Annotated in this window: 16 protein-coding genes; 7 read left to right on the top strand and 9 right to left on the bottom strand. The window is 60.0% G+C overall.

All coding sequences use genetic code 11. From position 1 onward, the window contains the following. Positions 1-381 precede the first annotated feature (381 nt). From GWQ44_RS09520 to GWQ44_RS09510, 3 genes are all read right to left on the bottom strand, one after another. Positions 382-1,344, bottom strand: coding sequence for a bifunctional GNAT family N-acetyltransferase/nucleoside diphosphate kinase regulator (locus tag GWQ44_RS09520; protein WP_275927133.1), 963 nt, complete (start codon positions 1,342-1,344; stop codon positions 382-384). Positions 1,345-1,863: 519 nt separating this feature from the next. After that, positions 1,864-2,373, bottom strand: coding sequence for a hypothetical protein (locus GWQ44_RS09515; protein ID WP_275927132.1), 510 nt, complete (start codon positions 2,371-2,373; stop codon positions 1,864-1,866). A 233-nt stretch (positions 2,374-2,606) separates the two neighbouring features. After that, positions 2,607-4,247, bottom strand: a complete 1,641-nt coding sequence (locus GWQ44_RS09510; protein ID WP_275927131.1) for a methyl-accepting chemotaxis protein — start codon at positions 4,245-4,247, stop codon at positions 2,607-2,609. A 398-nt stretch (positions 4,248-4,645) separates the two neighbouring features. Here GWQ44_RS09510 and GWQ44_RS09505 point away from each other — a divergent pair, with 398 nt between their 5' ends. Continuing rightward, positions 4,646-6,151, top strand: a complete 1,506-nt coding sequence (locus GWQ44_RS09505; RefSeq protein WP_275927130.1) for a diguanylate cyclase — start codon at positions 4,646-4,648, stop codon at positions 6,149-6,151. A 23-nt stretch (positions 6,152-6,174) separates the two neighbouring features. Here GWQ44_RS09505 and GWQ44_RS09500 read toward each other — a convergent pair whose 3' ends face one another. Beyond that, entirely contained in the window at positions 6,175-6,336 is a 162-nt protein-coding gene (locus GWQ44_RS09500; RefSeq protein WP_080963102.1) for a DUF2986 domain-containing protein, read from the bottom strand. A 308-nt stretch (positions 6,337-6,644) separates the two neighbouring features. Here GWQ44_RS09500 and GWQ44_RS09495 point away from each other — a divergent pair, with 308 nt between their 5' ends. Continuing rightward, positions 6,645-6,785, top strand: a complete 141-nt coding sequence (locus GWQ44_RS09495) for a hypothetical protein (RefSeq protein ID WP_003083582.1) — start codon at positions 6,645-6,647, stop codon at positions 6,783-6,785. Between the two features lie 61 nt (positions 6,786-6,846). Further along, positions 6,847-6,984 carry a hypothetical protein gene (locus tag GWQ44_RS09490; RefSeq protein WP_016966878.1) on the top strand — a complete coding sequence of 46 codons (138 nt, stop codon included), beginning with the start codon at positions 6,847-6,849 and terminating at the stop codon, positions 6,982-6,984. Positions 6,985-7,073: 89 nt separating this feature from the next. Here the strand turns inward: GWQ44_RS09490 and GWQ44_RS09485 are convergent, their stop codons facing one another. After that, positions 7,074-7,547 (bottom strand): hypothetical protein, encoded by a 474-nt coding sequence (locus GWQ44_RS09485; RefSeq protein ID WP_275927129.1) that lies wholly within the window; start codon positions 7,545-7,547, stop codon positions 7,074-7,076. A 239-nt stretch (positions 7,548-7,786) separates the two neighbouring features. Here GWQ44_RS09485 and GWQ44_RS09480 point away from each other — a divergent pair, with 239 nt between their 5' ends. Beyond that, on the top strand, positions 7,787-8,755 hold the full coding sequence (locus tag GWQ44_RS09480) for a pyridoxal-phosphate dependent enzyme (RefSeq protein WP_103741523.1): 969 nt from the start codon (positions 7,787-7,789) through the stop codon (positions 8,753-8,755). A 122-nt stretch (positions 8,756-8,877) separates the two neighbouring features. Then, positions 8,878-9,171, top strand: a complete 294-nt coding sequence (locus tag GWQ44_RS09475) for a hypothetical protein (protein WP_275927128.1) — start codon at positions 8,878-8,880, stop codon at positions 9,169-9,171. A 98-nt stretch (positions 9,172-9,269) separates the two neighbouring features. On the opposite strand, the gene GWQ44_RS09470 is transcribed toward GWQ44_RS09475, so the two are convergent. Beyond that, entirely contained in the window at positions 9,270-9,515 is a 246-nt protein-coding gene (locus tag GWQ44_RS09470; RefSeq protein ID WP_016966874.1) for a hypothetical protein, read from the bottom strand. Positions 9,516-9,899: 384 nt separating this feature from the next. On the opposite strand from GWQ44_RS09470, the gene GWQ44_RS09465 reads away from it, so the two are divergent. Further along, positions 9,900-10,133: a YceK/YidQ family lipoprotein gene (locus GWQ44_RS09465; RefSeq protein WP_016966873.1), complete on the top strand. Its 234-nt coding sequence runs from the start codon at positions 9,900-9,902 to the stop codon at positions 10,131-10,133. A gap of 94 nt (positions 10,134-10,227) precedes the next feature. Here GWQ44_RS09465 and fabF read toward each other — a convergent pair whose 3' ends face one another. Continuing rightward, positions 10,228-11,496 carry a beta-ketoacyl-ACP synthase II gene (gene fabF, locus GWQ44_RS09460; protein WP_275927127.1) on the bottom strand — a complete coding sequence of 423 codons (1,269 nt, stop codon included), beginning with the start codon at positions 11,494-11,496 and terminating at the stop codon, positions 10,228-10,230. Positions 11,497-11,609: 113 nt separating this feature from the next. Between fabF and GWQ44_RS09455 the strand changes: the two genes are divergently transcribed. Continuing rightward, on the top strand, positions 11,610-12,095 hold the full coding sequence (locus GWQ44_RS09455) for a helix-turn-helix domain-containing protein (protein ID WP_016966872.1): 486 nt from the start codon (positions 11,610-11,612) through the stop codon (positions 12,093-12,095). Here GWQ44_RS09455 and GWQ44_RS09450 read toward each other — a convergent pair. Further along, the gene (locus GWQ44_RS09450) at positions 12,082-12,996 is read right to left on the bottom strand and encodes a hypothetical protein (protein ID WP_275927126.1); all 915 of its coding nucleotides are present in this window, start codon (positions 12,994-12,996) and stop codon (positions 12,082-12,084) included. The two genes, GWQ44_RS09455 and GWQ44_RS09450, sit on opposite strands and share 14 nt — an antisense overlap. Before the next feature lie 161 nt (positions 12,997-13,157). Continuing rightward, positions 13,158-13,850 carry an HAD family hydrolase gene (locus tag GWQ44_RS09445; protein ID WP_047304857.1) on the bottom strand — a complete coding sequence of 231 codons (693 nt, stop codon included), beginning with the start codon at positions 13,848-13,850 and terminating at the stop codon, positions 13,158-13,160. Positions 13,851-13,903 lie beyond the last annotated feature (53 nt).

Genomic DNA, 13,903 nt, shown 5'->3' with positions numbered 1-13,903 from the left:
TATTGCCTGGGATTTGGATCTTTTTGGAAGTCTCGCCGCGGCCAACACGCAGATACAGTCCCTCTGCATCACTGGCACGCATTAGTCGGACATCGGCTGGGCGCTGGAGAAGGCTTGAACTCCCGTGCTACCTCGATCACACGCTTTTAGATCAGGGCATCTCGGATACGAAGTTGAACCATCACCCGAGGCCAGCCGTGAGCCTAGAGAGTTAAAACTTTCGCAGGAGCCGGCCAGGTATGTTCTGCCGTCTCCTGCTTTTCGTAACTTGCTCCGCTCCTACCCTTGACCATGCAACGGGTCGCTCAGGCACTGCAAGTGAGGCGCTGCTGTTTAGGGAGTCCTCATGTCCGATTAGCGAACATCGAGCAAAAGGCGCAATTACAGGTGGAAATCGCCCGCAGCCTCCGGCTGGTAAAGCACTTTTCTGATCTCGATCCGGCGGGTCCGATCAGCAATTCGCCAGTCGATGGCGTCCCCCTCCTGATAGCCAAGGATGGCGGCGCCTATATCGGAATACACGGAATGCTTCCCTGCGTTGCTGTCCGCGTCTTCAGGGTAGACCAAGGCCACTTCGAGCTCTTCGTCGTCCAATTGCAGCAACGCCCTGGAGTTCATGGTGATGACATTGCGCGCCACCTGCTGCGGCTTGACGACAATGGCTCGCTCAAGTTCATGTTCGAGTTCAACAATCGCCGGGCCTTGCTCGAATGCAATTAGGCTTTCGAGCCTGGCCTTGTCGATTTCAGTGATGTAGATCCTGGTGGAGTCGTTACCGGCTCCTTCGCGCAAGAACTGGAGATAGCGCCCCGCCGTCATGGACAATGACTTCAATGTCGGCGTTTCGCTCTCAAGCGCAAAACCGCTCCGCAGAAAGGCTTTCAGCGAGCGTGAGTTATCTGGGTGAATCTTGGCGATGAGCTTCTCGGCCTGCATGTCGAGGAAGGCCAGTTTCATGCCTTCGCGAATCGTGCGGGAGCCAAGGTTTCGGCCCCATTTTTCGCTGTCTCCAATGGCCAGGACGATCTCGCAATCTGAACCGGTCTTGATCAGGCGGACAAAGCCCACCGGGACGTCATGCCGGTCATAGGCCATGAAGAATCTGCCGCCTTGGTTGAATAGATGGGTCAGGATCGGCAACTGAGTCCGATCAATGGCTTGCTCAATGGAACGGGAGACATGGGGTGAATCGCTCAGATAGCAGGTCACGCGCTCATCTTCCAACCAATCCATCAACTTCAGCGCGTGCGCCCGAGTTATTTCAGGGCACAGCGTAATGAAAGGCTTGTTCATCTTAACCACACTTTTCTGTAAAGAATGGAAGCCCTTCATGGCTATAGTCATGACGGTTCTTCGGCGACCGGGCATTCTAAGATATATCGCGAGTAATGGCGAAGATCCCCGAGGATTCGTGGAAACCATGGTTTTGCCGAACCCGAACCCGAACCCGAACCCGAGCCAGTCAAGCGCCCAAGCATCGATGAAGCCGACGACATTCAGAATGCTCAGCGCTGTATCGTTCTGGCCCTTGATCCGACCCAGAGGTTCGTCGCAAGCGGCTCCGGCAAATGCTCCTGAATGGCCTGGTAAACAGTTTTAGTGTTTTGGGGGATTTGCCCGAACCAGCTTTTGCGGTGGTTTTGAGCGTTTTGCGTGTTGTTATCCGTGGGCTGGATGCCGAAGAGTCCGGCTTAGCCGCGACAGCTTTAATTCTCCAAAGCTGACCGGCATGGTGCCGGATCAAGGAGCATTAGATGGAAAGTTGAGCGCAAATCGATGCAGTCGAGCAGTTGCTTATCGCCTTGCTGAATACGCAAGAATGAAGGTTGTGGCCGACAAGGTTAGGCAGGGTGCGATCTTCCACTAGAGCTTAGGTAGCCGGTCCAACGCACAACTACGGTCGATTTTCGACGCATCGGCCATGGGGAGGCGGGCGCCCGAATCGACATTGAATATGTCAATGTAACAACCGTTCAGCGTGCCAGGTCTGTCGACAATTCCTCCTTTGATCACGTAACGTGCGCCCGGCGCAAATTCGCTGACGAACGCTACGCTGCACGAGCGATTGGCGTTGGCCATGCCGCGCATGACCAGGTGCAGCGGCTTGCCGGCTTCAATCGGAAAAAAGCCCTCCGGCGTCGATACATTCTTATAGACGGAAACCAGTTGCCCTCCCGGCGCAGTCTCCACGGTTCTGCCGTATTTGCAGTTGATGGCAGGCGCCTCGACCAGAGACACATGGTTTCGATGATTCTCCATCGATACCAATTCGCTGCGAATAAGTGCGTGAGGCGCTCCCGCAGGCACAAGGTATTTCGGTGCTGGAGTGCAGCCTGCAAGCAGCAGAGTTGTACATAGGTAAAGAGACTTCATGATTTCCTTATTAATGTCGGTAGAGGGCGGCGTTAACTAGCCTGATCTATCACTAACTAATTGAACAAAATAAGATTTTATTAAATGCAAATCCGCCTACGTCGGTTCGATTCCGACCTCGGCCCCTGACTCTTGAACAATGTGTTGCTTGCCGTCGGCGCCTCCCCGTAAAGGGGAGGCGCTTAAGCTTGAGGAGCCTGTTGACCCGGTCCAAGCGGTCAAGGCTGCAACCATCAAACGGTGAATCGGCTGATCAGCACGCCAAATGAGGTCGCGAGTCGCGACAATTCGGCGCTTGATGCGCTGGTTTGATGTGCGCCTGTTGCGGTTTGTGCGGAAAGATCCTGGATGTTGACCAGGTTGCGGTCAACCTCACGGGCGACCTGAGCCTGCTCTTCAGCAGCACTGGCGATGACCAGGTTCTTTTCGTTGATGATGGAAACGCCCTCGGTGATGCTGTCGAGGGCCTGGCCGGCCTCAATCGACTGCGCCCGTGTATCGGCGGCCAGTTCCTTGCTTTTGTTCATCGCCAGGACGGCTTCTTCAGCTCCCGAGCGGACCTGTTGCATCATCGATTCGATGTCCGCCGTCGACGCCTGGGTCCGGTGGGCCAGTGCGCGCACTTCATCGGCCACCACGGCGAAGCCGCGACCCTGTTCACCCGCCCGGGCGGCTTCGATGGCCGCATTGAGGGCCAGGAGATTGGTCTGCTCGGCGATGGCCCTGATCACTTCCAGCACTTTGGTGATCTCGTTGACCCGAGTTGCAAGCACTTCGACCTTGCCGGTCGAGTTGGAAATCTCGTCCGCCATCGCACCCACCGAGGCAACCGCTCTGCGCACCTGATCGCGCCCTTGTACGGCACTGCGACTGGTCTGCTCCGAGGCTTCAGAGGCGCCCGTGGCATTGCGGGCAACTTCTTCCACTGCCGCGGTCATTTCGTTGACCGCCGTTGCTGCTTGCTGAATTTCGTCATTCTGTCGCGTCATACTCCGCGAGCTTTCCTCGGTGACGGCGTTCAGCTCTTCAGACGCAGAGGCCAGTTGGTCCGCGGCGCTGCCAATCTCTTTGACTGTGGCCCGCAGATTTTGCTGCATTTTATCCAGCGAATTCAGCAGGGCGCTGACCTCATCCCGCCCGCTGATTTGAATGCTCTTGGAAAGGTTTCCTTCCGCGACTTCTTCTGCGCTGTGTACCGCGATGGAAAGTGGCCGCGTGATCGAGCGGGTGATGATCAGGCCCAGTGAGACGGCCGCGAGGAAAGCTAGTAGAACTCCTATGCCCAATGTCCAGTAAGCACTCGTAGTGGCGGCCTCGGCGGCGTCGGCGGCTTCGCCACTTTGACGGTAGTTGGAGGCAACAATGATTTGCAACTGATCAATAATGCTTTTGGACGCCGGGGAAACCTGCTGCTGGAAAATCTGCGTGGCGCCGTCAAGGTCGCCCGCTCTCGCCAGGGCAATGACCTTGTTCGCCCCCTGGACATAGGCCGGCCAGTCCTTTTCGAACTGATCGCCCGCCACGCGCTCGTCATCGGCCAGAGGCGTCTGGCGGTATTCCTTGAAAAGCCGCTCGACTTCCTTCTGATTTTCGGACATGGACTGCACTGCCGATTCAAACTTGCCCGAATCGGCCTTGGTGTACTTCAGTAGCAGGGCCGCATGCAGGTCCTTGGAGTATGCAAAAACACTGGCCCGAGCACTCCCCGTGTTGTTAACGGACACCAGGTTGTTGCTAACAATTGCGTTTATTGTTGTCTTTAGCGATGCGATACCCGAGCGCCCCAAGAGCCCCACTCCCAGTGTGATGATGGCGCACACCACAAATGCAGAGATTAATCGCGTGGAAAGCTTGATGTTACGTAATGCGTCCATAGGACCCTCGACGAACTCTTAGTTGGCTGACCCAAGCTGGCCTGGGTTTCAATGTATCCGCCGGGGGATCTATTAACTTTAACGGTTAGCCGATTTTTTAAGCGTATTCATTAACTAGCTAAGTGTTTTTTGCTGCAGTGCGTCAGAGGTTTAATTTGGAACTAACGTACCGTATTAACAGCAAGATTCCGCGGAGGGGGAACCTTGTTGGCGTCATGGGCGATGTCCAAAGGGGCGCCAATTAAGGTCTGGTGATGAGAACCGCGATGGTGCGGTCTGTACTTACCGCTAGTTGGTCTGACATGGACTTTTGATCCAATACGACGGGTTTAAGTTTCTAGCCATCTATTACAACCGCTACACTAGAACTTGAACCGTACTATCCATAAGGTGGGAATGTGAAGCGTGATACACGCTTGGTTGTGCTGTTACTGTTGGTCGTAGGTTGTTCCCTGGCTTCATTGACTGTTTGGAAAGTGTTGGCATCTCGAGAGCAGGTATTGAGGGATGTGAATGTCCATAGCTTGAACCTGACCCAGGCGCTAGCGACCTACTCCGAAGGTATTGTTCGTCAGAGCTCGGCGCTGTTGCTCGGGCTCGTCGAGCGCCTGGAAACCGAAGGTAGCGGCCCCACACAAATTCAGCGCCTGAGTAAGCTGATCCAGCGACAGGAGCCGCTGATGCCACAGCTCAGTGGCGTCACCATCTACGATAATCAGGGCCGTTGGCTGATGTCTTCCAATCGGCCCATGCCTGTCGGGGCGAACAGCAGTGATCGGGCTTATTTCATTCATCATCGCGACGATCCATCCCGTGAGACCTTTATAGGGCCGCCAATTCAGAGCCGCTCCAATCAGGAGTGGGTGATTACCCTCAGTCGGCGTTTCAATGATCCTCGCGGCGAGTTTGCCGGAGTGGTAGCGGTGACCTTGGGGATCGAAAACTTCCTGCGGTTGTTTGGCAAGATCGATGTTGGGCAGGAGGGGGCCATTGGCTTGTCCAATACCGACGGTACGTTGCTGGTTCGCTATCCCTTCCGTGAGCAGGATATGGGGCGCAATTTTTTGAAGTCGCCGATCTATGCCAAGTACCTGGTCGATCGAACTGTCGGTACCGCGTCGTTTACCTCCAGCCTGGACGGTGTCGAGCGCCTTTATGCTTTTCGCAAGAGTGACCGGCTGCCTCTGATCACGACCGTTGCACTCGGCAAGCGAGAGGCCCTCGCTGCCTGGCGTATGGAAGCGCTGTTGTCGACGGTCGTGGTGGCGGGGCTGTTGGGGCTGACCGCTCTTATCGGTTGCTTCTTGATTCTGGATATTCGCCGGCGAACTGAGGTCGAGGGGCAGTTGCGCGGCGCCCAGCAGCAATTGCTCTCATCCAATCGCCAGCTGGAGTTGCTGGCAATGAAGGATCCCCTGACGGGGCTGGCCAATCGGCGCTGTTTCGACGAGACCCTCGCCACGGAGGCGCGACGGGCACAACGTGCCAACACCTCGTTGGTGTTGATGATGATTGATATCGACTATTTCAAACTGTTTAACGATTCGCTCGGGCATGTAGCCGGAGACGCCTGCCTGCAAGCGGTTGGCCGAATCCTGGAGGCATGTGTGCGACGGCCATCGGACCTGGTGGCACGTTATGGCGGAGAAGAGATGGGCGTCATCATGCCGGACACCGACAGTGACGGTGCCAGGACAGTGGCGCAACTGATTCTGCGTTGCTTGGAACAGGAGAACATTGCACACACCTCCAGCCCGTTGGGACGTGTGAGCGTAAGCATCGGGATTGCGGCAGCCACGGGCGCGGGACTGAACTATCTGCCGGGGCTGATCGAGGCGGCAGATCAGGCGCTGTACAGTGCCAAGGCATCGGGACGTAACCAGTTTGCCGAGGCAAGGGTGTAGTGGGCGTGCGCAGGCGTGCAGGATCAGTTGTCGGGGACGATGGCCGGGTCTTGAGCGGCTTGCGCCTCCAGCTTCAATCGGTCGGCCTTGCTGATGTAGGTCGACTTCTTTTTCGGCGCCAGTTTGGCGCTGGCCTTCTTGGCGTTGGCCTTCAGCAGTTGGTTGATTTTCTTGCGGCGATTCATCGTTGTTACTCGGCGGATAAGTTGCCGGATGATATCAGCTCAGGTGATTGGGCCGCTCACCTGTGCTGAGCACAGCCCGGATCGGGTCATCGCTTCTTGTTCTTGCAGTCGACCATGTGGGCTCTGGTGATGATGTCGTGACAGCGTGCCGCACTGGCGCAATCGCAAACTTTGGTCTTTGCTGTTTCGGGCCCGGCGACGGGAGTGCTGGCGGAGCTTGCAGCAAGCCCGGCCATGGGCGTGTATCCGCCCCCGACGACAAGGGGAAAGCGCGGATCTTGATCATTGTCTGGACCAAGGAGGTCAGGTTGAAAAGAAAAATGCTGGCGGCTTCATTGCTGCTGTGGATGTTCTCGCTGACAGCGCAGGCGGACTGCGCAGTGCTCGGGCCCGGGGAAGATCCCTGTGCCGGTCCGGTGCTCGGCCCGACGGTCTGCGAGTGCCCTTGATGACTGTCCGTGCCCTCGCCAGGGCACGTGGACTATTGGAAGACTGACCAGGAGGTCGCAAATGAAGAAAGTGCTGTTGGCGGTATTGCTGCTGTGGGGGTTCTCCCTGACTGCCCAGGCCTCGTGCCCGGTGTTCGGCCCATCCAAGGATCCGTGCAGCGGTCCGGTATTTGGGCCATCGACCTGCGAATGCCCTTGAGATAGTGGCTATGGCAGGCCCGGCTCAGCTCGGGTCTGCTTGCCCGTCTGGCAGACGCGGCCAGTGCCGCGGCGTCTGCGGCAAGGGCTTCACAGGTGGGCAATCAATTGCTGGTGGTATCCACTTTCATCGCTCGGGGCCGGGTATCGGCTTTCATCGATCAGCGAGCGCAACTGCTGCGAGTGACTGGACTGCCTGAAGGCGACCTGGCATTCGGCAGCGTCGAAAAAACCGCGCAGCAATGGCAGGGCCAGAGGTAGCAGCGCAGGCTCTATCTTCAACGAGACGCTGACGATATCCAGTTGGTCGGTGGGATCTCGGTACAGGTCGATGACCAGCAGGCTCTGACTCCCAGTACTCGGATAGACATGCACATCACCCATACCGACTGGGGTGTCATCGAAGTAGCGGGTGTATAGCTGGCTAATGTCGAGGGCGATGCCCAGGGTACTCAATGCTGCTGCCAGGTCGGCGTTGGGCAGGTGCCGGTCTTCGGCCCAGGTGACGAAGTCGGGCATCGAGACACAGATATCGAACTCATTGGCGCAGATGATGGGCGTCACTGGAAAAGGTTCCGGGTGGTGGAGGGCGGCCAGCCTACCACCTGGGCATGGGGCCTTTGCAAACGTCGCGAATGAGCGATGGTTCGTTGCTGACCGAGCGGCCGAAGCCGCTCAAGGTCTGGCGCGCAGCCAGGGTTGTCCTGTAGTTTTCACCAGGGCCGGCGACAGTCTGCAACCTAGCTGGCCAGGCGCGGGCGTTGGAAGTCCTGTGCATCTCAACCCAAGGAAAGTGGCCCCAGATGACTCAGTTAATTGATTTCAAATCCATCGTTGCGGCGGCGCAACGGATAGATGGATCGGTAACTCGCACGCCGACGGTCAACAGTTCAGTGCTCAGTGACAAGGCCCAGCGGCCGGTCTTTCTCAAGCTAGAAAACATGCAGGTCGGGGGCTCGTTCAAGGCCCGTGGCGTGCTCAACAAGTTTTCCGCGTGTGCCGAGAACCTTGGCAACAGTCATTTCGTGGCCGTCAGCGGCGGAAATTTCGGGATTGCCATCGGCGAAGCGGCCAAGAGCTTTGGCGCCAGGGTCACGGTCATCATGCCCGAGAGCGCGCCGTCATCATCGGTCGAGCGAATTCGCGCCAGTGGCAGTTCGGTGATCATCGAAAAGGACGTTCATGGCGCATTTGCCCGGGCCAAAGCGCTTGAGGAAGAAGGCTATGTGGTTATCGACGATTGTGCCGACACCCTGATCGCCGAGGGACATGGAACCCTGGCGCTTGAGTTCATTGCCGATTGCCCGTCCCTGACCGACGTATTCCTCGCGGTGGGCGGCGGGGCGATGCTGGCGGGAGTGGCCACGGCGTTGAAGGCGATCAAGCCCGGGATCCGTGTCTGGGGTGTCGAGACCGCCGGCGCCAGCTCCATGCACCAGGCATTGCAGGCAGGCAAGCCGGTGGACGTGGAGATCAGTTCGGTCGTCTCGACCCTGGGCGTTCCCATCATCGATGAGTTGATGTTTGCCCACGCTCGCCACTATCTGGAAGACATGGTTGTGGTTTCTGACCATGACGCGATCAAGGGCATGCTGTGCTTCGCCCAGGACGCCAGGCAATGGGTTGAGCTGGCGTGCGGAGCGCTGGTCCCGGCCGTGCTGGCCACCGCGCCGAAGCTGCCGGAGGACGCGGTCATTGGTCTGGTGGTCTGTGGTGGGAACATATCCCTTCAAGACATGACGAAATGGGCCGCCTACGCGGGAATATCCTGACCCTTCCCGAGGTGTTTTTCCTTGCATCAGGAACGGCGTTTCGGGCCATTTATGGCCCGTCGGGCCGATCCTGTGGCGTCAAGCTCATCCCGGCCAAAGAAAAGAACTGAAAGCACAGCACCATGGACAACCGAACCGACGTACAGCGCGTAATCGTTGCCTTCTTGATCATCATCGTGACGCTGGGCGGCATCGCCTTCGTGGGCTGCCTGGCGAGCCCCGCAGGGTTCTTCCCGAGCCTTGGCAAAGTCCTGGCGATCATGGCGCTGGGGATCACCTGCCTGCTGTGCTACCCGCTGGTCTTCGCCTACTGGATGGTCAGCGGCAGGACAACTGGAATGCGCGACCTGTTGATTCTCCATAGCGTGGTGTCAGCAGGCTTTGTCATCTGGTACCTGATGATGGCATTCGGCTGAAGGGCGGGGGGTGTCCCGACAGGGTGCCGGGGCTCTCCCAGCGTTGCGTTGTGGCGCCGAGAGGATGGCCAGAGCGGCCATCCACGGCTTGTGACGAATCAGCAAAGACTATCGGTGGCACTGGGCATGGGCAGCGCCGGCAGACTCGTGTCACGAATGGCCGCTTCGAGCTTGTCTTGATAGAGGCTCAGAATGGAGTAGTCGAGTTTCTGAGTGATGCTCGCGCCGCTTGCGCAATTTTGCAGCAGCTCCTCCAGCGCGCCGGCCACCAGGTCCGCGGTGACTTGCAGGACATTCAAGCCAAACGGGCTATCGACAACGACCAGATTCGTTAAATCGTACATACAACCCCTGCAGTCACTGTGATCAAAGATAATGGCTATGAGCCACTACTAGTTTAACTAAAGCGCTGCTGGGCTGTCACTGGGGTAGCCCGTTGGCGAACGGGCTTTTGTACGCTGAATTTCCTGCACTCGGAGGCCGCGCTGTGTACCATTCGGGCCCGCGTCACCACCCGCTTTGTTCTGTGCGCTGCAGACTGACAAAGGGTGATCTCCAGCGTCAGGCGCGTGCTCAAGCAAGCCTTGAGACGATGCTGCTCCCGGATCCATCGCCACCCTGCGCACAGCCTGCATATCCATTGCGATGACAAGGCTTGAAATGGTGCGCTGGCGCCTCGGTCAGGCAACGCTCAGGGCGTTTGCCGATGACAGTCATAAGGATGTTACGTGTTGCGAAATCTGTTGTTGCTGGCCCTGGCCCTGGGGCTGAATGGATGCACGGCCTTGATGACCCGAACCACCCCCTACACCTGCCCCTATATCGGTGTGCGCATGGACTGGGCCCTGGCGAAGGAAAACAACGGCGTGCTCTGGCCATTGCTGGCGCTGGATGCACCGTTTTCCGGCGTGGTGGATACGCTGATGTTTCCTTTTGAATATCAGTACAGCTGCTCGCTTTGATGCTCGGCGCGCCTATGTCCGGCTTGGGCCAGACAGGCGGGGTTGCAGCCCAGGGCGACTGCAACCCCGACACAGAGTCTGTCGACTGGCAGCACTATTCCCAGCGCTTGAACAGCACGCTGGCATTGACCCCGCCAAAACCGAAGCCGTTGGACAGGGCGTATTGCATGGCCACCTGGCGTGCCTGGCCGCTGACCAGATCAAGCCCCGCGGCATCGTGGTCGGGGTTCTCCAGGTTGAGCGTGGCCGGGGCGATCTGGTCGCGCAAGGCAAGGATGGTAAAGATCGCCTCGATCCCGCCGGCCGCGCCCAGCAAATGGCCGGTGGCGGATTTGGTCGCGCTGATGGCCGGGCCGCGGCCGCTGCCAAATACGCTCCTGATCGCCGCCAGTTCGCCTTTGTCGCCCACGGGGGTGGAAGTGGCATGGGCGTTCAGATGCTCTACCTGGGCCGGCTGGACCCCGGCCTGACTCAGTGCCTGCTGCATGGCACGCCGGGCGCCGTCGCCATCTTCCGGGCCGGCAGTCATGTGGTAGGCATCGGCGCTGGTGCCATAGCCCACCAGTTCGGCGATGGGTTGCGCGCCCCGGGCCAGGGCATGCTCCAGCTCCTCGATGACCAGCAGACCGGCGCCTTCGCCCATGACAAACCCGTCTCGGGCCTGGTCGAAGGGGCGCGAGGCGCGCTGCGGTGTGTCGTTGTAATCGCTGGACAAGGCGCGTGCGGCGGCGAAGCCAGCCAGGCTGACTTGGTGAATCGCCGCTTCCGCTCCGCCACAGACGGCGATGTCGATTTCTCCGGCGCGGATCATTCGCGCCGCGTCACCGATGGCCTGGACCCCGGCTGCGCAGGCAGTCACAGGCGCCCCCAGTGGCCCCTTGAGGCCGTGGCGAATCGAAACGTGGCCGGCGGCCATATTGCTCAGGAAGGACGGAATGGTGAATGGCGACAGGCGCCGCGGGCCTTTGCTGTCGGTGGTGCGCACGGCATCGGCAATGGCCGGGAAGCCTCCGACTCCCGAAGCAATGATGGTGGCGGTGCGTTCCTGGGCGGCAGCGTTGTCGGGCTTCCACCGCGCCTGGGCCAGGGCTTCTTCCGCCGCGGCCAGGGCAAAGAGAATGAAGCGATCCATCTTGCGCTGTTCCTTGGGCGCCAGCAGGCGGTCCGGATCGAAGCCGGCCTGGGGATCCTGTTGCGAGTCGGGCACCTGGCCGCCAATGGTGGTGGACAGGCCCTGGATGAACTCCTCCGGCAGTTGACGGATGCCGGACTGCCCCGCCAGCAGGCGTTGCCAGACCTGCTCGACGCCACAGCCCAGTGGAGTGATTGCGCCCATGCCGGTGACTACGATGCGTTTACTCATACGGGTCCTGCTCCTTCGCTTGTTTGGGGGAAACAACGAAACGTGGACGATACTATCATCATGAAAGTAACATTCGGATCCACAAAAACCGAGATGCGCTGCAGGAGCCCGTCATGCAACGAAAAAGTCTGATCGAAGCCGAATGTCCGATTGCCCGGAGCCTGGAGCGGGTTGGCGAATGGTGGAGCATCTTGATCATGCGCGACGCCTTGCATGGCTTGAAGCGTTTCGACGAGTTCTCCCGCAGCCTGCAGATCGCCCCGAACATGCTGACTCGGCGCCTGAACGCGCTGGTGGAGGACGGGTTGCTGGAGCGTCGTGTCTACAGCGAGCGGCCCTTGCGCCATGAATATGTGCCCACCGCCAAGGGCGAGGACTTTCGCGTGGTGTTGCTGGCGTTCGTCGCGTGGGGCAACCGCCACTTCGCTCCCGAAGGCGAGAGCGTGCAACTGATCGAGCGTGAAAGCGGGCGACCGGTGCAGCCGGTCATGGCGGACATGGCCGACGGGCGCCTGGTGCCGTTGCAGGACTGCACCGTGCAGGCAGGGCCCGCCGCCAGTGCCAGCATGCGCCAGCGCTTTGCGACTATGGCGGATTGAGCGCGCCGGGGGCCGGCTGATTCTGCACCACCCCCGCGCCAGCTGGCCCAGGCTGCTGGGACTCAATGGCCGGCATCGGGCCGCTCGCGGCAGGGTTCAGGCTCGTGGGGATCAGTTTGCCGACCACGTAGCCGCTGTGGCTGATCAGGGCCAGCAACAGCAGCGTGGTGTGCAGTTTCGGCAGGTCCTGCAGCACCCAGTAGCCCGACCCCAGGCTATGACCAACGGCTGCCCCGTAAACCAGGATCACCAGCAGGGTGATCAACAGCATCTGCAGGCGCGGCAGGTCGACGATGGTGCCGTTGGTCACGTCCTCACCGCGAATCAGATCGGCCAGTCGCGCGTCCTTGGGATCACCTTTCATCAACACCTGGCCATTGGCCGAAGGCCTGGCGGCGAGGTTCTGGCTGTCGAGCAACTGTTGGCCGGTGCTGGCCAGCGCGCGGCTGTCGGTGGGTTGCTCGGCTTTGCGACTCAGGGCCATGGGCGCGCTGACAAAACTGGCCAGGCTGAACCCCATCAATGCGATCAGGTTGTAATCCAGGTCCACTGTCAGCGCCGTGGTGGCATCGCCGCGGACAATGTTGGCGATGTACACCGTGTACAAGGTGGCCAGCACCAGCAGGGTCCACAGGCTCATCTGCAGACGTGACAGCGAGTAGCGATTGCGCTCGTCGATCAGCACCCCGAGCACCCGCCCGCGAATGCGCAGGCCGGCCAGCACGAACAGCGCCGCCAGGCCCAGCAGGCTGCAAGCCCAGGCGCTCAGCCGAGGCCAGTCGAGGTGGGGGGCAAACGGCGGGTAGGTGGTGGGACGGGTATGCCCCAGGAGGATGACCGCGGGAACGATGACCGCCAGCAGCACGGCCAGGGTACGCAGCAGATAAGCATGAGCTTTCATCGTGGCAGGCCCTCTCCTTGTTGGGCGGCTGATGTCCTGAGTCTGCGTGAGCCGCTTCTGCGCGCGGGCGCTCGGCGTGTTGGCGAGCGTTCCGGCGCTTGCTCTTGGGTATAGCGAATCCTGGCCCGGGCGACCGGCCGTTGGTCGGGCGCCCGGAGGCGTCAGCGAGGGGGTTGCCCGCGGCGCCAGCTCGGGTGGAAGTGTCGCCAGTGAGGGTCCTGGGCCGCCGCCAGCAGCTCGTGATCGCCCCGGGTATCGCCCCAGGCCCGGACACGGTACTGGCTCAATGGACCGTAGACGCTTTCCAGGCGCAGTACCTTGTTCTGGCAACGGCAATTGTGACCTGCGATATGTCCGGTCAGCACGCCGTCGACCACCTCCAGTTCGGTGCCGATCAACTGGATGCCCAGGCGCGTGGCGAAAGGTTGCAGGACCAGGGCCGGCGAGGCCGAGCACAGGGTCACCCGCGCGCCGGAGCGCAGCTCGTCGGCCACGGCCTGCAGGCCGTTTGGACGCATCAGCCGGCTCCAGGACCGCCGGCAGAAGGCTTCGGCCTGTTGTTGCACCCATGTCGCCTCGACACCGCTCAGAAAGGTGCGGATCAGTTGCGCCTTGAGCTGGTCGCGGTCCATTCGCCGAGCCAGATACTCCAGGCTGGGCAAGGCCAGCCTGAGTATTTGCCGGTTGAAGCGCTGCTTGCCAAAGGCAAACCGCAGAAAGGGCACGAAGCTGTCATGGCGGGTGAGGGTGCCGTCAAAGTCGAATACCGAGAGCACCTGGGCGGCGTTGGCGTCCACTGCCAGGGTGTCCAGGCTGGGCGCAGGCGTTTGGCCGTCTGCCGTCGAGGGAGTCATGGGCGTGGGCGCAGGGGAGTGGGGCGACATGCTGTTCTCGGTGGTGGGGGCGG

Origin of the sequence: Pseudomonas sp. 3MA1 (genome assembly GCF_029237275.1) — a bacterium.
GTDB lineage: Bacteria > Pseudomonadota > Gammaproteobacteria > Pseudomonadales > Pseudomonadaceae > Aquipseudomonas > Aquipseudomonas fluorescens_AP.
This window is presented reverse-complemented; position numbering and strand designations above follow the sequence as displayed.

Bases quoted from the DNA above. Each gene is read 5' to 3' on its own strand.
- GWQ44_RS09445 (WP_047304857.1), bottom strand. From the start codon at position 13,850: ATGACTCCCTCGACGGCAGACGGCCAAACGCCTGCGCCCAGCCTGGAC.
- GWQ44_RS09490 (WP_016966878.1), top strand. From the start codon at position 6,847: ATGAAGAAAGTGCTGTTGGCGGTATTGCTGCTGTGGGGGTTCTCCCTG.
- GWQ44_RS09475 (WP_275927128.1), top strand. From the start codon at position 8,878: ATGGACAACCGAACCGACGTACAGCGCGTAATCGTTGCCTTCTTGATC.
- GWQ44_RS09500 (WP_080963102.1), bottom strand. From the start codon at position 6,336: ATGAATCGCCGCAAGAAAATCAACCAACTGCTGAAGGCCAACGCCAAG.
- GWQ44_RS09515 (WP_275927132.1), bottom strand. From the start codon at position 2,373: ATGAAGTCTCTTTACCTATGTACAACTCTGCTGCTTGCAGGCTGCACT.
- GWQ44_RS09470 (WP_016966874.1), bottom strand. From the start codon at position 9,515: ATGTACGATTTAACGAATCTGGTCGTTGTCGATAGCCCGTTTGGCTTG.
- GWQ44_RS09520 (WP_275927133.1), bottom strand. From the start codon at position 1,344: ATGACTATAGCCATGAAGGGCTTCCATTCTTTACAGAAAAGTGTGGTT.
- GWQ44_RS09450 (WP_275927126.1), bottom strand. From the start codon at position 12,996: ATGAAAGCTCATGCTTATCTGCTGCGTACCCTGGCCGTGCTGCTGGCG.
- GWQ44_RS09480 (WP_103741523.1), top strand. From the start codon at position 7,787: ATGACTCAGTTAATTGATTTCAAATCCATCGTTGCGGCGGCGCAACGG.
- GWQ44_RS09455 (WP_016966872.1), top strand. From the start codon at position 11,610: ATGCAACGAAAAAGTCTGATCGAAGCCGAATGTCCGATTGCCCGGAGC.
- GWQ44_RS09510 (WP_275927131.1), bottom strand. From the start codon at position 4,247: ATGGACGCATTACGTAACATCAAGCTTTCCACGCGATTAATCTCTGCA.
- fabF (WP_275927127.1), bottom strand. From the start codon at position 11,496: ATGAGTAAACGCATCGTAGTCACCGGCATGGGCGCAATCACTCCACTG.